At 35.9% G+C, this 17,695-nt stretch carries 13 protein-coding genes; 3 read left to right on the plus strand and 10 right to left on the minus strand.

All coding sequences use genetic code 11. From position 1 onward, the window contains the following. Positions 1-67: 67 nt before the first annotated feature. From TTE_RS12850 to TTE_RS12865, 4 genes are all read right to left on the minus strand, one after another. Positions 68-1,171, minus strand: a complete 1,104-nt coding sequence (locus TTE_RS12850; protein ID WP_011026694.1) for a CapA family protein — start codon at positions 1,169-1,171, stop codon at positions 68-70. A 24-nt stretch (positions 1,172-1,195) separates the two neighbouring features. After that, complete coding sequence (locus TTE_RS12855; RefSeq protein ID WP_009610298.1) at positions 1,196-2,866, minus strand: phospho-sugar mutase; 1,671 nt, start codon at positions 2,864-2,866, stop codon at positions 1,196-1,198. 108 nt (positions 2,867-2,974) lie between these two features. Next, positions 2,975-4,786, minus strand: coding sequence for an oligoendopeptidase F (gene pepF / locus TTE_RS12860; RefSeq protein WP_009610279.1), 1,812 nt, complete (start codon positions 4,784-4,786; stop codon positions 2,975-2,977). 82 nt (positions 4,787-4,868) lie between these two features. Beyond that, on the minus strand, positions 4,869-5,162 hold the full coding sequence (locus TTE_RS12865) for a hypothetical protein (protein WP_011026695.1): 294 nt from the start codon (positions 5,160-5,162) through the stop codon (positions 4,869-4,871). A gap of 205 nt (positions 5,163-5,367) precedes the next feature. Here TTE_RS12865 and TTE_RS12870 point away from each other — a divergent pair, with 205 nt between their 5' ends. Together TTE_RS12870 and TTE_RS12875 are read left to right on the plus strand one after the other, a co-directional pair. Then, entirely contained in the window at positions 5,368-6,771 is a 1,404-nt protein-coding gene (locus TTE_RS12870; protein ID WP_011025025.1) for an ISLre2 family transposase, read from the plus strand. A gap of 164 nt (positions 6,772-6,935) precedes the next feature. Next, positions 6,936-7,724 (plus strand): SDR family oxidoreductase, encoded by a 789-nt coding sequence (locus TTE_RS12875; protein WP_011026696.1) that lies wholly within the window; start codon positions 6,936-6,938, stop codon positions 7,722-7,724. A gap of 50 nt (positions 7,725-7,774) precedes the next feature. Here the strand turns inward: TTE_RS12875 and TTE_RS12880 are convergent, their stop codons facing one another. The 6 genes from TTE_RS12880 to TTE_RS12910 form a co-directional block, all read right to left on the minus strand. Then, a complete protein-coding gene (locus TTE_RS12880; RefSeq protein WP_011026697.1) occupies positions 7,775-8,452 on the minus strand; it encodes an ABC transporter ATP-binding protein in 678 nt (225 codons plus the stop codon). 40 nt (positions 8,453-8,492) lie between these two features. After that, on the minus strand, positions 8,493-9,569 hold the full coding sequence (locus tag TTE_RS12885) for a hypothetical protein (RefSeq protein ID WP_011026698.1): 1,077 nt from the start codon (positions 9,567-9,569) through the stop codon (positions 8,493-8,495). Next, a complete protein-coding gene (locus tag TTE_RS12890; RefSeq protein ID WP_226990141.1) occupies positions 9,569-12,025 on the minus strand; it encodes an ABC transporter permease in 2,457 nt (818 codons plus the stop codon). The genes TTE_RS12885 and TTE_RS12890 overlap by 1 nt, the downstream gene beginning before the upstream one ends. Positions 12,026-12,964: 939 nt before the next feature. Further along, entirely contained in the window at positions 12,965-15,565 is a 2,601-nt protein-coding gene (locus TTE_RS12900; protein WP_009610290.1) for an ABC transporter permease, read from the minus strand. Beyond that, positions 15,558-16,259, minus strand: a complete 702-nt coding sequence (locus TTE_RS12905; RefSeq protein ID WP_009610296.1) for an ABC transporter ATP-binding protein — start codon at positions 16,257-16,259, stop codon at positions 15,558-15,560. Before TTE_RS12905 ends, TTE_RS12900 begins: the two co-directional genes overlap by 8 nt. Before the next feature lie 38 nt (positions 16,260-16,297). After that, the gene (locus TTE_RS12910; RefSeq protein ID WP_011026700.1) at positions 16,298-16,567 is read right to left on the minus strand and encodes a hypothetical protein; all 270 of its coding nucleotides are present in this window, start codon (positions 16,565-16,567) and stop codon (positions 16,298-16,300) included. A 273-nt stretch (positions 16,568-16,840) separates the two neighbouring features. On the opposite strand from TTE_RS12910, the gene TTE_RS12915 reads away from it, so the two are divergent. Then, complete coding sequence (locus tag TTE_RS12915; RefSeq protein WP_226990142.1) at positions 16,841-17,674, plus strand: transcriptional regulator; 834 nt, start codon at positions 16,841-16,843, stop codon at positions 17,672-17,674. The last annotated feature ends 21 nt before the right edge of the window (positions 17,675-17,695 follow it).

A 17,695-nucleotide genomic window follows, 5' to 3' on the forward strand; every position in this document is an offset into this window, starting at 1 on the left:
CTTCCTCCTTTTTGTACTTATGTCCACATCTACATTATACCTTTTCCTGTTTAATTTTTCAAACAAGTCATTCTAGAGTAATTTTATCCCATTGAGATAGCTTTTCAATCTTTTCTAAAACCTTCTCCCTCTCTTCCCCTTCTAAAAGGCGAGGGCTGTAGTCATTTCTATCCTTTTGAGAAGATATAGACACAGGTATTATATTCGCCTTAGTCTCTGCCACTTTCCCCTCTTTATCTACAAAGAAAATTTGCTGGAAAATCATCGAATCCTTGTCCTTAGGATTTCTATTTCCTCCAAACACAAAATTACCCAGAGAATATGCAATATATCTAGCTTTGTACTTTTCTATTCCCTGAAGCACATGGGGATGGTGTCCTATAACAAGGTCTGCTCCCTCATCGATTGCAAAATGCCCCAGATTCCTTTGTATTTTATTAGGATAATACTTACTCTCTTCTCCCCAGTGAAAGCTCACAATCAATATATTGACCTCTGGCCTTAGCTTTTCTATGTCTTTTTTTATCTCTTGTTTTGTCCATTCTGTATCATCATAACCTGTATAACCCAAAACGCCAATCTTCACACCCTTTACCTCAGTGATATACCTGTACCCGTAGCCAAAATAACCTATACCCTCTTTCTTTAAAGCATTCACAGTCTCATAAAAGCCTTCTTTCCCATAATCAAAGGAGTGGTTATTAGCCAAATTTACTGCATCAACTCCCCCTTCTTTTAAAATCTTCGCATACGAAGGATGTCCTTTAAAGGCGTATTCCTTTTCTGCTCTTTTTGTAGAAGTAGTCAAGGGACCTTCTAAATTTGCTATAGTCAAATCGCCCTTTTTAAATGTATCTTTTACATTTCTAAAAAAATAGGAATAGTCGTAATTCTGCTTTTTCAGTTCCTCATCAAAAGTGCCATATTTAGAGTATTTCTCATCTGAACCCAGAGTGCAGTCCCCTACAGCATTTACCACTATTTCAGTGTAATCTAACACTTTTTCTGCATCTTTCGTGTCTTGCCCCTCTTTAACTGGTAGTAGACTTTCTTCTTTCTCCACAGTAACTTTTCTCATGGCACTATTATCAACTGAATTTTCAAAAAATACCATTACAAATACTACCGCAAAAAAGAAAAGTAAAGCCTTTATAAATATCCTTTTACCCATTCTTTCCCCTCGCAAACCGGGTTATTATTCTTCCAAATCCAGCACTTTTACAAGCTCTTCCTTAGCTCTTTTTAAAAGCTTTTTAGCCTCCTCTATATTCTCCATCTCCATTGCCATAAAATAGAATTTTATTTTAGGCTCTGTGCCTGAGGGCCTAACGTATACTATGAGCTTCTCCCCAAATTCCATCTTTAAAACATCTGAAGGCGATATCCTGTCATAGCCTTTAAGATAATCTACAACACGCGTGAGCCTGTGGCCTGCCAAACTTTCAATTGGCTTTTCTCTTAGCCTTTCCATAATCCCCTTTATTTTCTTAAGCCCTTTTTCCCCTTCATATACAGGAGAAAGCTGGTCTTCAAGGTAGTAACCGTATTTTTTATAAATCTCTTCTAAAGCATCAACTAAAGTCATGCCCTTCTTTTTGTAGTAGGCAGCCATTTCACAGGTTACCATTATAGGAGTGCCTGAGTCTTTGTCGTAAACAAAATCTCCCACATTGTATCCATAGCTTTCTTCATAGGCAAAAAACACCGTTTTGCCTTCTTTTCTCAACCTATCAGCTTCATTGCATATCCACTTAAAACCTGTAAGCACTTCAGAAACCTCAACCCCGTGCGCCCTCGCAATTTTAGCAAAAAGCTTAGAAGACACAATAGACTCTATAACAGCCGGATTTTCTGGCATGCCCTTTTCAAAATACATCGTAAGAAGAAAATTCAAAAGCAAAATGCCCATCTGATTTCCATCTATTCTCACATAATCCCCTTTATGCTTTACCAAAACTCCCATCCTATCTGCGTCCGGGTCTGAAGCCACAACTATATCCGCATCAATACTTCTTGCATCTTTCAAAGCAAGCTCAAAGGCCTCATCAAACTCTGGATTAGGATAGCTCACTGTAGGAAAGCTTCCATCCGGTATCTGCTGCTCTTTTTGAATATATACATCAAACCCAACTTTCTCAAGTAGTGGCGGGACAATTTTAATACCTGTCCCATGGAGAGGAGTATACACTATCTTTAAATCCTTTGAAGAAATCCCAAAAGAATAAGAAAGGGCTTTTTCAAAATATGCAGAGTCCACCTCTTTCCCCACCATGACCACAAAGCCCTTATCTTTAGCCTCATCAAAGGACATTCTTTTTACATCCGCAAAAGACAGTTTCTCGTACTCCTCTATAATGCCTTTATCATGGGGTGGAATAATCTGAGCGCCATTTGACCAATATACCTTGTATCCGTTGTATTCCGGAGGATTGTGACTCGCTGTTATCATTATACCAGCTGTAGCCTTTAAAAACCTGACAGCAAAAGACAAAAGGGGCGTGGGTCTAAAATCGTCAAAAAGATAAACTTTTATTCCATTTGCGGCCAGTATCTGCGCTGACTCCACTGCAAACTCTTTAGAAAATTTCCTGGTATCGTAAGAAACTGCCACACTTTTTTCTTCCTCTACCGTCTTGTTTATGTAATTAGCAAGAGCCTGGGTTGCCCTGCCTACCGTATAAAAATTCATTCTATTGGCTCCAAGCCCCATAATTCCCCTTAATCCCGCTGTCCCAAATTCCAAGTCCATAAAAAAGGCCTCTTTTATCTCCTCAGGAGACATTTTCTTCAATTTCTCTTTATCCTCATAGGATATGGCAGGGTCATTTAGCCACGCCTCATACCTTTTCAAAGTCTCTTTTTCCACTTAAATCCCGCCTTTCCTTGCTAAATCTTTACTTTTATTATACCATAAGGCTTTTCTTTTTAATACAATTTTCCATTAAAAAAGGCATCGGCATAAGCCAATGCCCAATCACCCTTCCAATTCCTCCGTTAATTGAATAATCTCATCTATCATATCGCCGATATACTGAATCGTATCCAGAAGCGGCTTTTCTGTAGTCATATCAACCCCTGCCATTTGAGCAAGCTCAAGAGGAGTCTTTGTTCCTCCTGCTTTTAATACTTCTTTCCAATCCTCCAAAGCTTTTTGCCCTTCTTGCAAATATCTCTTATTGACTTGAGTGGCTATAGTAAGTCCTGCACTGTAAGTATATGGGTAAAGTCCCATGTAATAATGAGGCTGCCTCATCCAGGTGAGCTCTGCCCCCTCATTTATCTTAACAACATCTCCCCAGAACTTCTCCAGAACCTCCCTCTTAATCCTGTTCAAAGTCTGAGCCGTAATAGATCCTCCTTTATCAATTACCCTGTACACTTCTCTTTGATAAGCTGCCTCTAAAAGGTGCGTCACAAAGTTGTGATAATAAGTCCTTGAAACCAGAGTAGAAAGCACCCATCTCTTCATTCTTTTATCACTGCTATTTTTCTTCATCAAATAATTCGCCATGAGTAGTTCATTCATTGTAGAAGGAGCTTCTATAAAGTAAAGAGAAGGCCTTGAATCAAAAATATTCTGGTACTGATGTGCCAAGTAAAAATGACCAGCATGCCCCAGCTCGTGAGCCAGCACAAAAACTTCTCTCATTTTATCCGCCCAGTTTATCAAAACGTAAGGATGGGCACCATAAGGAGTTGCACAAAAAGCCCCTGTAGATTTCCCTTTATTTGCCGCAAAATCTATCCACCTTTCATCAAAAGCCCTTCTTAGCATTTCTCTGTAATCTTCGCCGAGAACTGAAAGCCCCTCTTGTATGTAGTTTTTTGCCTCTTCAATTGTCACTTCTGGCTCAAAATCAGGGTCTACTTCAAGTTTCAAATCTGCAAAAGTCATCTCCTCCAAACCGTGTATCCTCTGAAGAAGTTTGGCAAATTTTCTCATATGAGGGGCCAGATGCTCCATTATGAGGTCAATCTGCCTTTCGTACATCTCCCTCTCCACTTTCTGAGGGAAGAGCAAGCTATCAAAGACAGAGTCAAATCCCCTTAAATTAGCTATAATCTTTTCTTTCTGCACCTGTGCGTGATAAACAGCCGCTATTGTATTCTGATATTCCTTTAATTTTTTATAAAAAGCTTCAAAAGCAGCTCTTCTAATTTTTGTATCTTTTTCATACTCCCACTTAGTCTCAAATAGAGAAAAACTTAAAGGGTATTCCTTGTCCTCTACTTTAAAAGTTCCAAAGTCCATATCCGCCAATTTTGCCATATTGTAAATATCATCAAACACATCCAGTACTGGCGACAGAGCAGATAAAGCTTTCTCCACCTCAGGGTGAAGAGCATGTTTCTTCTTCCTCAAAATCTCTTTCAAATAATTCGCATTTTCCTTTGACCCTTCTATAGCCTTATTTATCACTTCTTCTTCCTGCTGTATAATTTCAGACTCTATAAAACTTAGCCTGCTCTCAATCTCCGCTGCTATGCTCCTAAACTTTGACTGCCTTTCTAAATAATAGGTATTTGTCTGGTCGACAGCCACAGATAAAAATGCATAATTTCCTGCAAGAGTGAGAATCTCAGCAAGCTTTCTATATTTGTCAAGACACCTGTTTATATTCTCCGGCGTATTCAAATGCCCTTTAAATTCCTTCTCTATCTCGTCAGCCAAATCTTTTGCTTTTTTTACAGCCTCCTCGTAATCTTCTTCTGTCTTAAATATTCCTGATAAATCCCAAGTCAGCCTCTCATCGACATCTTTTCTCTCTAAAAGATGTGTACTCAAGAAAAATTCCCCCTTTTCAAATTCTGGTATTTACCCTTTACTACAATTATAATATTATCTTAAAAATTTTGCAAACGTATAACTAATTTCCCATTAGTGGATTGAATTTTTCAGTATATTTGACAGGTTTCCCTTCAAAGGTGTTAAAGGCTATTTTGTCAGAGGAAATATTTCCAGGATATATACCCAAATCAATATATAATATTTTCCAATCACCCTTTTCTTTTGAAAAAGCATATTTTTTTGTAATCACCAGTATATCTGAAGAATCAGAAAAAGACTCTGGTTTTACAACTGTTTTCTCAAGTCCTCCAACAGCAAGAGCACCTATGGCCATCACAATCCCTAAAATAGCCACCCCTATGGCTTTTAACAAATTTTCTCACCCCCAACCCATAATAAATAGTAAGTATTTCCATACACTTAGATAATATACCATATGAAGAACAATTTCAACCCGAATTAATTCTGGGTGCATAGTGTAAAATTATCGTAGGATTTTTTGAGTGAAAAAAACAAGAGACAACCCCTGTGATAAAATAGAACTTGGAAACAAAACATCACAGAAAGGGGTGTCTCTTGTGAAAAAACATATCTTTGAGGATATTATACTACAAAATGCTCTAAATTTCACTGAGGAAGTAGTAGAAATTTTTGGTGATTTGTTAAACAAAGGAATGAATATTACAGAGCTTGTAGCAAGGATAAAGGAACTCACGGACAAACTAGGTAGAGGGGCAATAGAAGCAATTATTGAAGAGTTAGATAGGATAATAAAAGAAGACAAGAGAAGGAAAGAAAAATGGGTAGTAGAGAGGAAAGATAAAAAGAGATTAACGACAGTCCTTGGGGATATTGAATATGAGAGGACATATTACAAATCTAAAGAGGATGGGAGATATACATATTTGGTGGATGATGCATTAGAGATAGGACGGCACGATAGGATAGAAAAGGGAGTAAAGATAAAGTTAGTAGAAAACGCAATAGAAGAATCATATGAGAGAAGTAGTAAAAAAGCATGTCCAGAGGAGTTAAGTAAACAGACGGTATTAAATGCAATAAGGGAAATAGGGGAAGTAGAAGTAAAGAGAGAAATAAAAGAAAAGAAAGAAGTAAGGGTTTTATACATAGAGGCAGACGAGGACCATGTACCTTTACAGGACGGGAGAGATGAAACTCCACGATTAGTATACATACATGAAGGTAGAGAAGAGAAAAACGGAAGGAACGTACTGAAGAATGTCTATTACAAAGCATATGTAGGAGAGAAACCTGAAGACATATGGATAGATGTAGCAAATTACATAGAAGACAATTACAAAGAAGAGAAGATAGAGAAGATATACATAGCAGGAGATGGGGCACCGTGGATAAAAGAGGGATTAAAATGGATATTAAAATCAAGGTTTGTACTAGACAGATATCATTTAAACAAATACGTATTAAAAGCTACATCAAAAGAGCCAAAGTATAGGGATAAGATATGGAGAGCAATAAATGAAGGGGATAAAGAAAGAGTAAAGAAGGTATTTGATGAGTTAATAAAGGCAGCAGAGGAAGAGAGAGAGAAAGAGAAGATAAAAGAAGCAAAGAAATACATACTAAACAATTGGGAAGGGATAAAAATATACAACGAAGACGAAGATGTAATAGGGTGCAGTGCAGAAGGACATATAAGCCATGTATTTTCAGCAAGACTAAGCAGGAATCCATTAGGGTGGAGCAGAGAAGGATTAAAACTAATGGCGAAATTAAGGGTATTTAGCAAGAATGGAGGAGACTTAAGAGAAGTAGAATGGGGCAAGAAAAAGAATATAAATGCAGGAAGTTACAAATTAACGAAGAAGCAAATAAAAGAAGCGGTAAGGAGAGTTAAAACGTCTACAAATGAAAAGATAAACAATATTACAGTTTTGAATATAGGGAAAGTAACGCCAATATATAGGGTTTTAAGAGCATTAAAATATGCACAAGTTATATAAAAAAGCATGATAAGTTGAAGGCTGAAATTAACTAAGTTTCAGGGGTTGTCTTAAAAAAATCCTACAGTATCTTGACACTATCTTCTGGGTGCATAAACTTTAAAACTTTTAAAAAAAATGATAAAATATGTATTAAACAAATATTTCTATAAGGAGAGATTTATATGGATCTTGGTCTTAAAGATAAGGTAGCATTTGTAATGGCTGGAAGTAAAGGCCTTGGAAAAGCAGTCGCTTTAGAACTTGCAAAAGAGGGAGCCAATGTTTCTATTATTTCAAGAAGCAGAGAAAATTTAAAAAAGGCCCAAGAAGAAATTAAATCAATAACAGGAAAAGAAGTACTTATAGTTGAAGGAGATGTAGCTCGCAAAGAAGATATTGAAAAGGCTGTAAAAGAAACAGTAAGTAAGTTCGGCACAATCCACATCCTCTTTGCAAATGCAGGAGGTCCTCCTGCTGGTGGGTTTTTTGATGTAAAGCCTGAAGATTACTTAAAAGCAGTTGAATTAAATTTAATGAGCACAATATATGCAGTATATGCAGTAAAGGATTATATGATAAATCAAAAATGGGGAAGGATAATAGCTTCAACATCGATATCAGTAAAGCAGCCCCTTGATAATTTAATCCTTTCAAATGTATCAAGAATGGGGGTAGTCGCTTTTATAAAGTCTATATCAAATGCATTAGCACCATTTGGAATTACTGCAAATGCCGTAGCCCCCGGCTACACAATGACTGAAAGAATAGAAAATCTCCTTAAAGCAAGAGTTGAAAAAGAAGGCATAACCTTTGAAGAAGCGCAAAAATCAATGATTACAGACATCCCCATGAAGCGCTTGGGTACTGTTGAAGAATTTGCATCAACTGTTTTGTTTTTAGCATCAGAAAAAGCCTCCTACATAACAGGCATAGTCGTGCCAATTGATGGAGGTTTTATAAAAGGAGTGTAAAAGCTGAGCTACAAGCTTAGCTTTTACACTCCTTTAAAACCTTTTACACGCTATCTAACTTCATCCCTCACTATTTTCCCATCCCTTATATTAATTTGCCTTTTTGCTCTATTTGCAAGATCAAGATTATGTGTAATAAATAATATTGTAGTCCCTTTCTCACGGTGAAAGGCTTCCAGTAGTTCAATCACCATTATACTATTTTCACTATCCAGATTTCCCGTTGGTTCGTCAGCCAAAATAACTTCCGGTTCGGTAACAAAAGCGCGGGCGATGGCTACTCTCTGCCTCTCTCCCCCTGAAAGGCGGGAAGGGAGATGGTGAAGCCTATCCTTTAACCCTACTTTTTCTAAAAGCATCTTAGCTCTTTCCCTGATTTCTTTTGTCGGCTTAAAGCCTATTTGAGGCATCATGACATTTTCTAAAGCTGTAGCAGTAGGCAAAAGATAAAAGTCCTGAAAAATAAACCCTAATTTTTCTCTTCTCAGACGCGCCAGTTCTTCCTCTTTAAGTTTGTGAACAGGCTTATCATCTACCCATATTTCTCCCTCATCAACAGGTTCAAGGCCGCCTATTACATTAAAAAGGGTTGTCTTGCCAGACCCTGAAGGCCCAACAATTGAAACGTATTCCCCTTTTTTAATCTCCAGAGAAACTGAATTTAGCGCTCGAATCTCCGCTTCACCTACTTTATATATTTTTACCACATTTTTTAACCGAATCACCAATATTCACCACCTTACACATTTTCCATATTCAATTTTTACTCTACCTTTCTTTTTTAGAAACTTCTTTCAAAGCCTCTTTAAGTCCAGGATAATCTGGATTTCTCTCCTTTAAAAACTCCAAAATTGACTTTGCCGTTTTAATATCCCCTTCTTCTAAGTAATAATATCCCAATTGAAGCAATGTCTCATCCTGATAAAAGGAAAGCTGTTCGGAAGATATATTCATATGAGAAGCAATATGATCTGCTTTTTCTTTATCCCCTAACAGGCGGTATAACATAAAAGCAAGTTCTTGTGATGAGGGCAAATATTCACTCTCCTCATAGGATTTCAAAATAATATTTTTAACCTTTTCAGGCTTTCTATCGTAAAAGATGTAATAATACGCATAAATTTGATTTCTGTCCTCATCTTCTATCCTCCATTTTAGCCTTTCAATAGTCTTTATATACTCTTTATAAGCGTCAGGGTCTTTCTTTTGATAGACGTCCTGTCCCCAGCGCCTAAGGTATATATCTGATTTTTCCATTTCTTCTGCCCATTTAGATTTATCCTCTGCTTTAAACACAGCAATTAAAGGCTGTCCTTCTTCTATCTTCTCTTTCACTTTTTCAATGGGATAAGTTCTTTCTTTCATGTCCGGCAGAAGGTAGTAATGCAGATTGTCGTCATCTAAACCATAAACAATTCCAGCATCTTTACTTGTACCGCTAAAAGAAAATTCAATTAAAACAGGGCTTCCTTTTAAAATATCCTCCTTTAACTCATCAACTCCAATTGGTTTGTAAATAAGAAAAAGCCCGTCTTCAGAAAGAAAGTGAAGTATATCAGTCAAAGCCACATAATCCTGCTTTGGAGTACTATAAACCCTTTCTGCCATCTCTTTTGTCAAAGGATGCCCCAAAAAAGCGCTCAAACGTTCTACCCCTTGAATAAAAGGGTCAGCCTCTTTAAAAATAGGTGTAATTTCTACTAATTTTTCTGCCTTAGGAATTGTATATAAATTTTTTGGAGTTTGTTCTTTTTTCTCAATTTCAGGCTTTGGATTACACGAGGCCAAAAAAAGCAACACCAGAGTCAAAATCGTAACAAAAATAGGTCTTAAAAGCTTTCTCATTATTTCCCTCCTCTCTTAATGCCAGAGGCAAGCCTAATAAAATGCATTACAATCGCTGTAACCGCCATCATTAAAGCCATAGGTAGCAGCACAGCAACTACCACCACCCACGGAGGCAGCCAAAGTGTAGAAAAAAGTTTTAGTATGATCAAAGCAGACAAAGAACCTAAAATACCGCCTAAGCTTCCAATAGTACCTGCCTCAATAAGAGTATATAGCGTAAGCCTTCCCCTAGGCCATCCAATTGCCCAGAGCAGTCCAAATTCCTCCTGCCTTTCCCACAAATTAAGCCACAAAAGCACAACAACTACCGCAATTGTCAAACCTACACCCAATCCTAACAACGCCTTTTGATAAGGCAAAAGATGTAAATCAACTACCTCTCCTAAAAACGAGAGATATAAAAACTCTGAAAGACTGTACTGAGTTGAAACAAAAAGTATTACCATCAAAGTGCTAAGTAGCACTGATAAAACCAGTAGCCCAAAGCGCAAAGGCCTTCGCATCATCTGGTGGAAGATGAAGGTAAAAAATCCTCTTACAGAGATAAGCCTTCTACCATCAGAAGTTCCCTCACCAGAAAGCCCCATTCGCGGCGAAAGCAATAAACTGCGGTAACTGCCAGAAAAATATCCAGTAGCAATAATTGCTCCATTTAATGTGCCGATAAAAGCAATGTCTTTCCATGTAAAACTGCCATAAGACGCCTTGAAGAATAACACTGGAATAAGTGAAAAAATAGTTAAGCTGATAACTTCTGAAGACAACCCATAAATTATCCTTTTCCTGGACCAACCAATAGTGCGAAGCTGTGCAAATTCCATTGACCTATTTATCAAACTGTGAGTTATTACCGTATACAGCAAAAAGAATACTACAACAAGTAAATAGGTAAAAAGCCACTTGTTTGCATTAGAAACTTTCTCTTCTATAGCCCAGCTGACACCTTCTTTGATCCAACCTTCTTCCACCATTCCTATATCGTCTTTTTGCGCCCCTCCTAATTTCACGTGAACCTTTGTAGGAGAAGCCCCTAGCATAATTTCAACCTTATGACCAGTTTTATCCATGATCTCCTTGGCTACTTGCTCAATCTTTTTCTGACTTATTGGACTTCTTTCTTCCACCCCTTTTACAACGACTCTTACCGCAGAAATAGGTGGGTTATCTTTGTAAAAAAGCTTTGCCACATCTTTAGTAAGTACAGTTATTGCTTCTGGTCCGCCAGTATAATAAGAGTCTTTCATGGGCAAAGGTATTTGTGGACGCGGCTTTACAGGATTACCTTCTCCATCTGCAATAATCATACTGTGGTGGGGTGTGTATATATCTACAGGATCACCTTCCTTCCAGCTTGAGGCGTAATTAGGCTTAATCTTACGGGCATCGTAAACCCCAATTACATCAACAGCAAAAACTATCTTTTCATCTTTTTCAAGTGTTTCTCTGTAAACCTGTGTCTCATCTGCATTGCCAAAAAAGGGGTTCTTTTCTCTCGGGTGACCTTCCACATAAAGAAGAGGTATGCCACCTTCTTCATATCCTAAAAATTTAAAATGAAGGGGCGAATATCTAACCAAATCGCGTGACCCAAAAGCTCCCATAATATACGATTTAACTTCTACTTTATCATTTTTAAGCTCAATATGAGCCAGTTTGTACCTCCATTCAGGAGAATAGGCATTTAACTTATAACTTGAGACAATTTTTTTGGAACTTTCCTTTAAATAATCAATTGCATTACTACCCATGTCCCATAAATTAATACTACTAGGAACAGATACTAAAGATACTTCCATAGACTCCTCCACATCCAATCCCTGATCTTTTAAGACTAATATAGGTAACACGGGCTCCCCTATTCCTTTATCAATTTTTAAATCTGCAAAGCGCAAGTCATCCCCTTCGACAACCGCTTGAGACAAGTTATAAAGCTTGTCTTCACTTTCTGGGTCTACAGCTACAAGAAGTAATTCATTGTCACTTCTAAACTCCATAGATGGCGGAACAAAGATATTCTGAAAGATTATATAATCCTTCATTATCGTTTTAATATTTGAAAGAATTTCTCTTGAATCTTTTACACCTTCCATGGACTCATATTGGTCATATCCCAAGTAATTTTTCAGCAAAACTTTTTTAAGTCCATCAAAGGCTTTCATCTGATATTTAACCTCATAAATTTCCCCTTTTTTGGCATCTTCGTAAGATACAGGAACAAAGTCATATCTAAAATATCCCAAAATAGAAATAGGAGCAGCCACTTCAACCCCAGGGATACTGCGTATAGTCTCTAAATCTTCAAAAGATATCCCTCCATAGCTTGCCAGTGGAGTCTGAGGCGCAACCCAACCATCTCCCAGTGCCTGATAGGTCTGGCTGTCCTTAGGATAAACCAGTATGTCATACTGCCAGCGCCAGTGATGCTGTAAGTCCTCCCTCGCTTTAATGCTCACAGTCTCTGTTAGTTTCTTAATTCCAGAATATCCTAAACTTAAAATAAACAAGGTTATTAAAATAAATAGAAATACTGGCCATCTTTGCCTAATAGATATTTTTAGATATGTAAATATAGCCTATCCCCCCCTTGGTATGTTTATCTAAAAAGGCGGAGAAGCCACTGTCTTGTCCTGTTATCAAATTATCATAAAGTTAACTAATAAGAAAGAACAGGAACACTATAGGAACAAATTCCTCGTTCATAAAGCATACGGACCTCTCTCATTTCCCAGGTCAATCTTCCTATTTCGTCCCAACATGGTCGGCAATATTGAATAACCAAATAAGTGTCTCCATTAACACATATATAATAATGGTTACATTCTCTCCAATAACCACATACATTGTCAGGTTTTATATTGTCAAACGCAAATGCAATAGTAGATAAGATAAATGTAGCAAACAACAAGAAAACAAATGCAATAACTATTATTTTACTTACCTTCATGATATTAAATACCTCCTTATGTTTTATAATTAGTGGCTTCTCCGTTTATCTTTTAATTAGTACCATTTTAAGTTATACTTCTACTATAAACAACACCAAAATCACTAGTTGCAAATTAAAAATTAAAATAAAATTTCTAAATGCGAAATTCATTTTTTGTGCAAATATTTTAAGGTAAAATAATTGCTTATAAATATAACGTTTCCTCAAATCCTTATCCAAAATTTTCTTTTAATTTCATTTTACCATTATTATTTTTACCATTAAAATAGAAAAAAACATCAATAAACTCTATTCATTTTCGTTTTAGCGAAATTACCTGCTTTTTTCTTTCTTTTTCTCTATTTTCCTTCCTTTTTCTTTTTTGTATATCACTAATAAAGATTTTTAATTTTACACCTTTAAATTATAATTAGGTTAAATTTGCAAAATAGCAGCAACTTGCCTTTCAGTTTAAAACAATACGACCTTGTTTTATTTTTATCTCAAAAGGCACCAAAGCGCTTAATCCACCTATAACGGTAGAAATAATTATCACTAAAAATGCTAATTTCACATCCAAGTTTACACCTTTATAAATCAAAAGTAAGAGCCCATTCGCCCCTATTAAGCCCAACATCCCTGCTATAAACCCATATATAGCTCCCTCAGCTATTACTAAATTTCTTACCCAGCTTTTCCTCCAGCCCAAAGCCAAAAGAAGTGAAAGTTCAAATTTTCTGTCCAATATATTAAGGCTTATTAGGTCAGAAATAGTTACAAAAGCTAAAATTGCCGAGATTATGCCTATTAAGTAATGCTGCGGCTCAATTTTTAGTGAAATGTATTCTCCTAACAAAGTTAAGTTTAGTACACTTTCAAAGTGCACTTTTATATAAAATAGTATACTTAGCAAAAACACTGGTACAGATGCTGAAGATATAGATAAAAGCGCTCTCCATGGCCTGTTAAATACATTGCTCAAAATTAAATTGAAAATTGGATTTTGACTATACCTTGAAACCCTTTGCTTTTGTACCTCACCTGATTTTAAAATGGAAGTCAGGTTTTCTTCTTTTTGAATGAAGGCAGAGAGCCCTGTTCCGGAGACATAAGCAAATAAAGAGATAAAAAATATAGACAAAAGCCTTGAGATTTCAACCGGCTTATTTAAAATATCTCCACCTATTATTGTGAGAATGGAAGCTATTATGCCAACAATTGTTCCTATGAAAATTCCTTCTTTTACAATTAGACCTCTTATGTGGCTATTTCTCCAGCCTACAGCAGATAAAATAGCAAACTCCTCCATGCGAGATAAAATACTCACAATTGAGGTTGCCAGCACAAAAAGCAATGCTTCAATAACCAAAATCAATATAAAAACCCAAAAGGCTACTGTACTCTCTCTTACAATTGTCATAGCAGCACCCAGTTGAATCCATAACTCCTGCAAATAACCTATATCCCTTGCATGAATAAGTATGTTACGGGGAGAAGATCCAAGTGTTATGTAAGCTTTGTGCCCAGTGCGGAAAGTTATCTCTCTTGCTATTTCTTCAGCTTTTTTTTGAGCTTCTAAAGAAAGATGCTCTGCCCCTTTTATTTTTATTCTGATTGCTGAAATAGGCTTATCCCCTATTATAGCTTCTGCCGATTCAATCGTTGTAAGTATAGTAGGCGGACTTGTTATAATCTCTAAAGGGCTCCCTGTCGGCTTTAAAGTAACCACTGGATTTTTTGGCGCTTTATTGTCGTCAAGCACCACCTGTGCCTGAGCAGGCCTATACTGCTCCATTGGCAGTTCAGATAATGGGTCTTTTGAAATTTTAAGTTTTTGTACGTCGTAAAAACCTATGGGTTTTAAATAAACCTCTTTCCCCGAAACTACCTTCAAAGGTCTGAAAGAGGGAACACCTGATAAATACAAATTTACCCATTCATCTTTTTCATCAATTTTTACCTCTTCAGGCTTGGCTTCTAGAGCTATGGGCCATCTGTCTTTGTAAGGAGATTCTATTTGACTATATGTTACTCTTGTAGGCAAAAAATAATAATTACCCGCAGGGACAAGTTCTTGTCCCTGTGTCCCCTGAAGAAGTTGTTCTTTTAACATTTCGTGTATTTCTTCTGGATTTAACTTGATATTAAACACAGTCTTTTCTGATGGAATTTTATCTAAATACTTTTTCCCACCATTTTCTTTTAAAATATCTAACAATTCTGTATCGTCAATTTTTGGAATTTTTAATTTTTCAATTTGCTGTTCAAAAAATATATCTGTAAAAGGCCAATTCATAACCAACACTGGAACTTTTACTTCTTTAATGCCACTTTGCGTTTCTTTTATTTTAGGAACATCTCCTGATGAAAAATACCTCCCCTTTATTACGCTTTTATCAAGTCCCACAAGTTTAGCTTCTTCTTCCGGATCTATAGCTCCAATAAGAAAAACTTGTTTGTAAAAATCTACATTGGGAAATGAAATATCGTAAGCTTTAAGAACACTTTTAAGTGGAAAGTTAATGCCATATTTTTCTTTAAACTTATCAAGTTCATCAGGTAACAAAGGATAAAGACTCTTTACTGTCTCTAAAGAAGAGGGTTGCATCAGATAATAAACAAAAGTAGATCTATAGTTTTTAAGTCCATCCGTAGTTTTAGTCTTTAAAATCACTCTGTATATACCAGGGTCTTCAAAATCAAAAGATGTAAAAGACAACCATATAGGTTTCCATCCTATTATAGAAACTGGTGCTGCTACTTCTATCCCTTCAATTTTTTTTATCTCTTCCCAGTCCTTTATGCTTATCCCTCCAGAAAAATTAGAAATCTGATTGGATTCCATTATGTTGAGATTTTCCAGAGGGAAACTTTTATCTTTTGGAAGCACTAAAATGTCATAGGAGCTTTTCCACCTTTTTTCTAATTCTTCTTGTACCGTTATTCTTGAATCATGACTTATACCTACCAAGTACGACAAACCACTAGCTAAAATCGCTGCTCCTAAAAGCATTACAATCAAACGATTTCTCCTGTAGATAAAATTTCTGTATATATACTTAAGCATTTCTCAAAACCTCCAAAATGCGTCCGTCTTTCATAAAGACTTTGGTAGGAGACTTTTTGGCTATTTCCTCATTGTGAGTAACGATTATAATGGTGGTTTTGTACTCCCTATTTATAAATTTTAAAATTTCTATTATTTTTTCACCTGTCGATGTATCAAGGTTGCCTGTTGGTTCATCTGCTAAAATTATGCGCGGATTAGAAATTAAAGCCCTTGCTATCGCCACTCTTTGCTGCTCTCCTCCTGAAAGCTCCCCTGGCAAACTATTCTCTTTGCTTAAAAGCCCCACTTCTTTTAAAAGAAGCCGTGCTTTTTCATATTTATTAAACTCTGTCCGCCTTGGCAGTACAGGTATGATTACATTTTCTATAACGGTAAGCGAAGGAATCAAGTGAAACTGTTGGAAGACAAAACCGATATATGAATATCTAAAATCAGCTAACTTCTTACCTTTAAGTGAAGAAACATTTATTCCAAATACTTCAACTTCTCCTCTTGTAGGCCTTTCAAAACCTGCAATTATATTAAGAAGTGTCGTTTTACCAGCCCCCGAAGGCCCCTGTACTGTCACAAATTCTCCAGGCCATATCTCAAGATATACGCTTTTTAAAGCAGCTTCCTCTTCTTTTTGATTTTTATATATTTTTGTGACATCTTTGATTTTAACAGCTGGTAGCAAATTAAAATTACTCAAAATGCTACCTCCTTATGTCCAAGATTTTTTGTTTCTTTTTAGTAAGAACATGAACCCCAACTACATGTGGAACATTCTGTTGTTATATAATTCCCGTATGGGTCATATTTATCACAGCATTCACAATGCATGGTGACAACCCCATCAATATCCGGTATTAATATTTCCTTACAATAACAATCTATATAATAGTTAGGTACAATGCTACCACCTTGAGCACTAGCATCAAAGGGATGTTTATAGGAGGCATAAGAAATTGTCGTAAATAAAAATAGTAAAAGAAATACAACAGGTGTTAATTTTTTCATTTTCTCTCCCCCTATCATAATATTTTTTACAATATATTCTACAATTTGACTCATCCAAGTTTTAAAATTTTACCTTTTGCTAAATTAAGGTTCCCTTATCACCACCTCCACAAAAAATAATTTAAACATTTTTCTTAATATAACAGCATCACCTCCCAGGCATTACAGAGTGCCATCTTATTAAATTTTCTTCTACATCGCCCCTTTACATATCTTTTCCTTAACTATATAATATATGGTAAAGTAAATAATTTCAACCCGATTTGAATCGGGGTGAGGTGTCAAAAAATTGAAAATGGCAAGGTTATCCCTAAACAGGAAACTCTTGATTTGTTGTCTGTTGTCTTTAAAAGAAACTTAAATGACATATTGCTTAAATATAGATTAAAAGATTACCCTGCTTTTTATAAAATAAAAAATTCTATTGAAACTAAGCTTGAAAACGGCGAATTTAAAGATCTGAAAAAAGAAGCTTTAAAGCTTAAAAAAATAATTCAAGAAGGTAAAATGAGCCTTTATTATGAACGATTATTAAAACAACTTTTATATCTAGTTGAGTCTGTTATTGAAAAAACTATCAATAATAATTATGAAATATCTTTAGAAAAATTAATAGAAGCTATGAAAATAACCATACCAGAGTTTTCTCTCTCTGATTACACCGCTTTTGTATACAATAGCATTGAAATTAGAATCCTAATAAACATAGCCTTTATATTAGAAAAACAGGAATCTGTAGAAAAATCTATAGAAATTCTCCTTTTTTGTCTGTCCCAATTAGAGCCGAAAGATATAAAGGAGAAGATAAGGCTTTATTATAACCTTTCATATTCTTATCATTTGCTTTCTAACCATGAAAAAGCACTGTACTACGCTGACTTGGGTATAAAAACCTGTATAGAAGCCAAAACTTTAAATGGCTTGAGCCTTTTATACTTTAGAAAAGGAATTGCGGAATATCACCTTAAAAGAGAAAATTACAAAGATTCTCTTGTTAAGGCAATGCATTTGTTCGATATATTGGGACAGGAAAAATTAAAAGAGATGGCCATAGAAAGTTGTAAGAAGTTTTACAATATAGATATCTCAATAGAGAGTTCTTGTTGATATTACATATGGATATATTAC

Origin of the sequence: Caldanaerobacter subterraneus subsp. tengcongensis MB4, assembly GCF_000007085.1 — a bacterium.
In the GTDB taxonomy this organism is placed as follows: domain Bacteria; phylum Bacillota; class Thermoanaerobacteria; order Thermoanaerobacterales; family Thermoanaerobacteraceae; genus Thermoanaerobacter; species Thermoanaerobacter subterraneus.

Excerpts from the sequence above, each read along its gene's own strand:
- TTE_RS12850 (WP_011026694.1), bottom strand. The coding sequence starts at position 1,171 with ATGGGTAAAAGGATATTTATAAAGGCTTTACTTTTCTTTTTTGCGGTA.
- TTE_RS12875 (WP_011026696.1), top strand. The coding sequence starts at position 6,936 with ATGGATCTTGGTCTTAAAGATAAGGTAGCATTTGTAATGGCTGGAAGT.
- TTE_RS12885 (WP_011026698.1), bottom strand. The coding sequence starts at position 9,569 with ATGAGAAAGCTTTTAAGACCTATTTTTGTTACGATTTTGACTCTGGTG.
- TTE_RS12900 (WP_009610290.1), bottom strand. The coding sequence starts at position 15,565 with ATGCTTAAGTATATATACAGAAATTTTATCTACAGGAGAAATCGTTTG.
- TTE_RS12910 (WP_011026700.1), bottom strand. The coding sequence starts at position 16,567 with ATGAAAAAATTAACACCTGTTGTATTTCTTTTACTATTTTTATTTACG.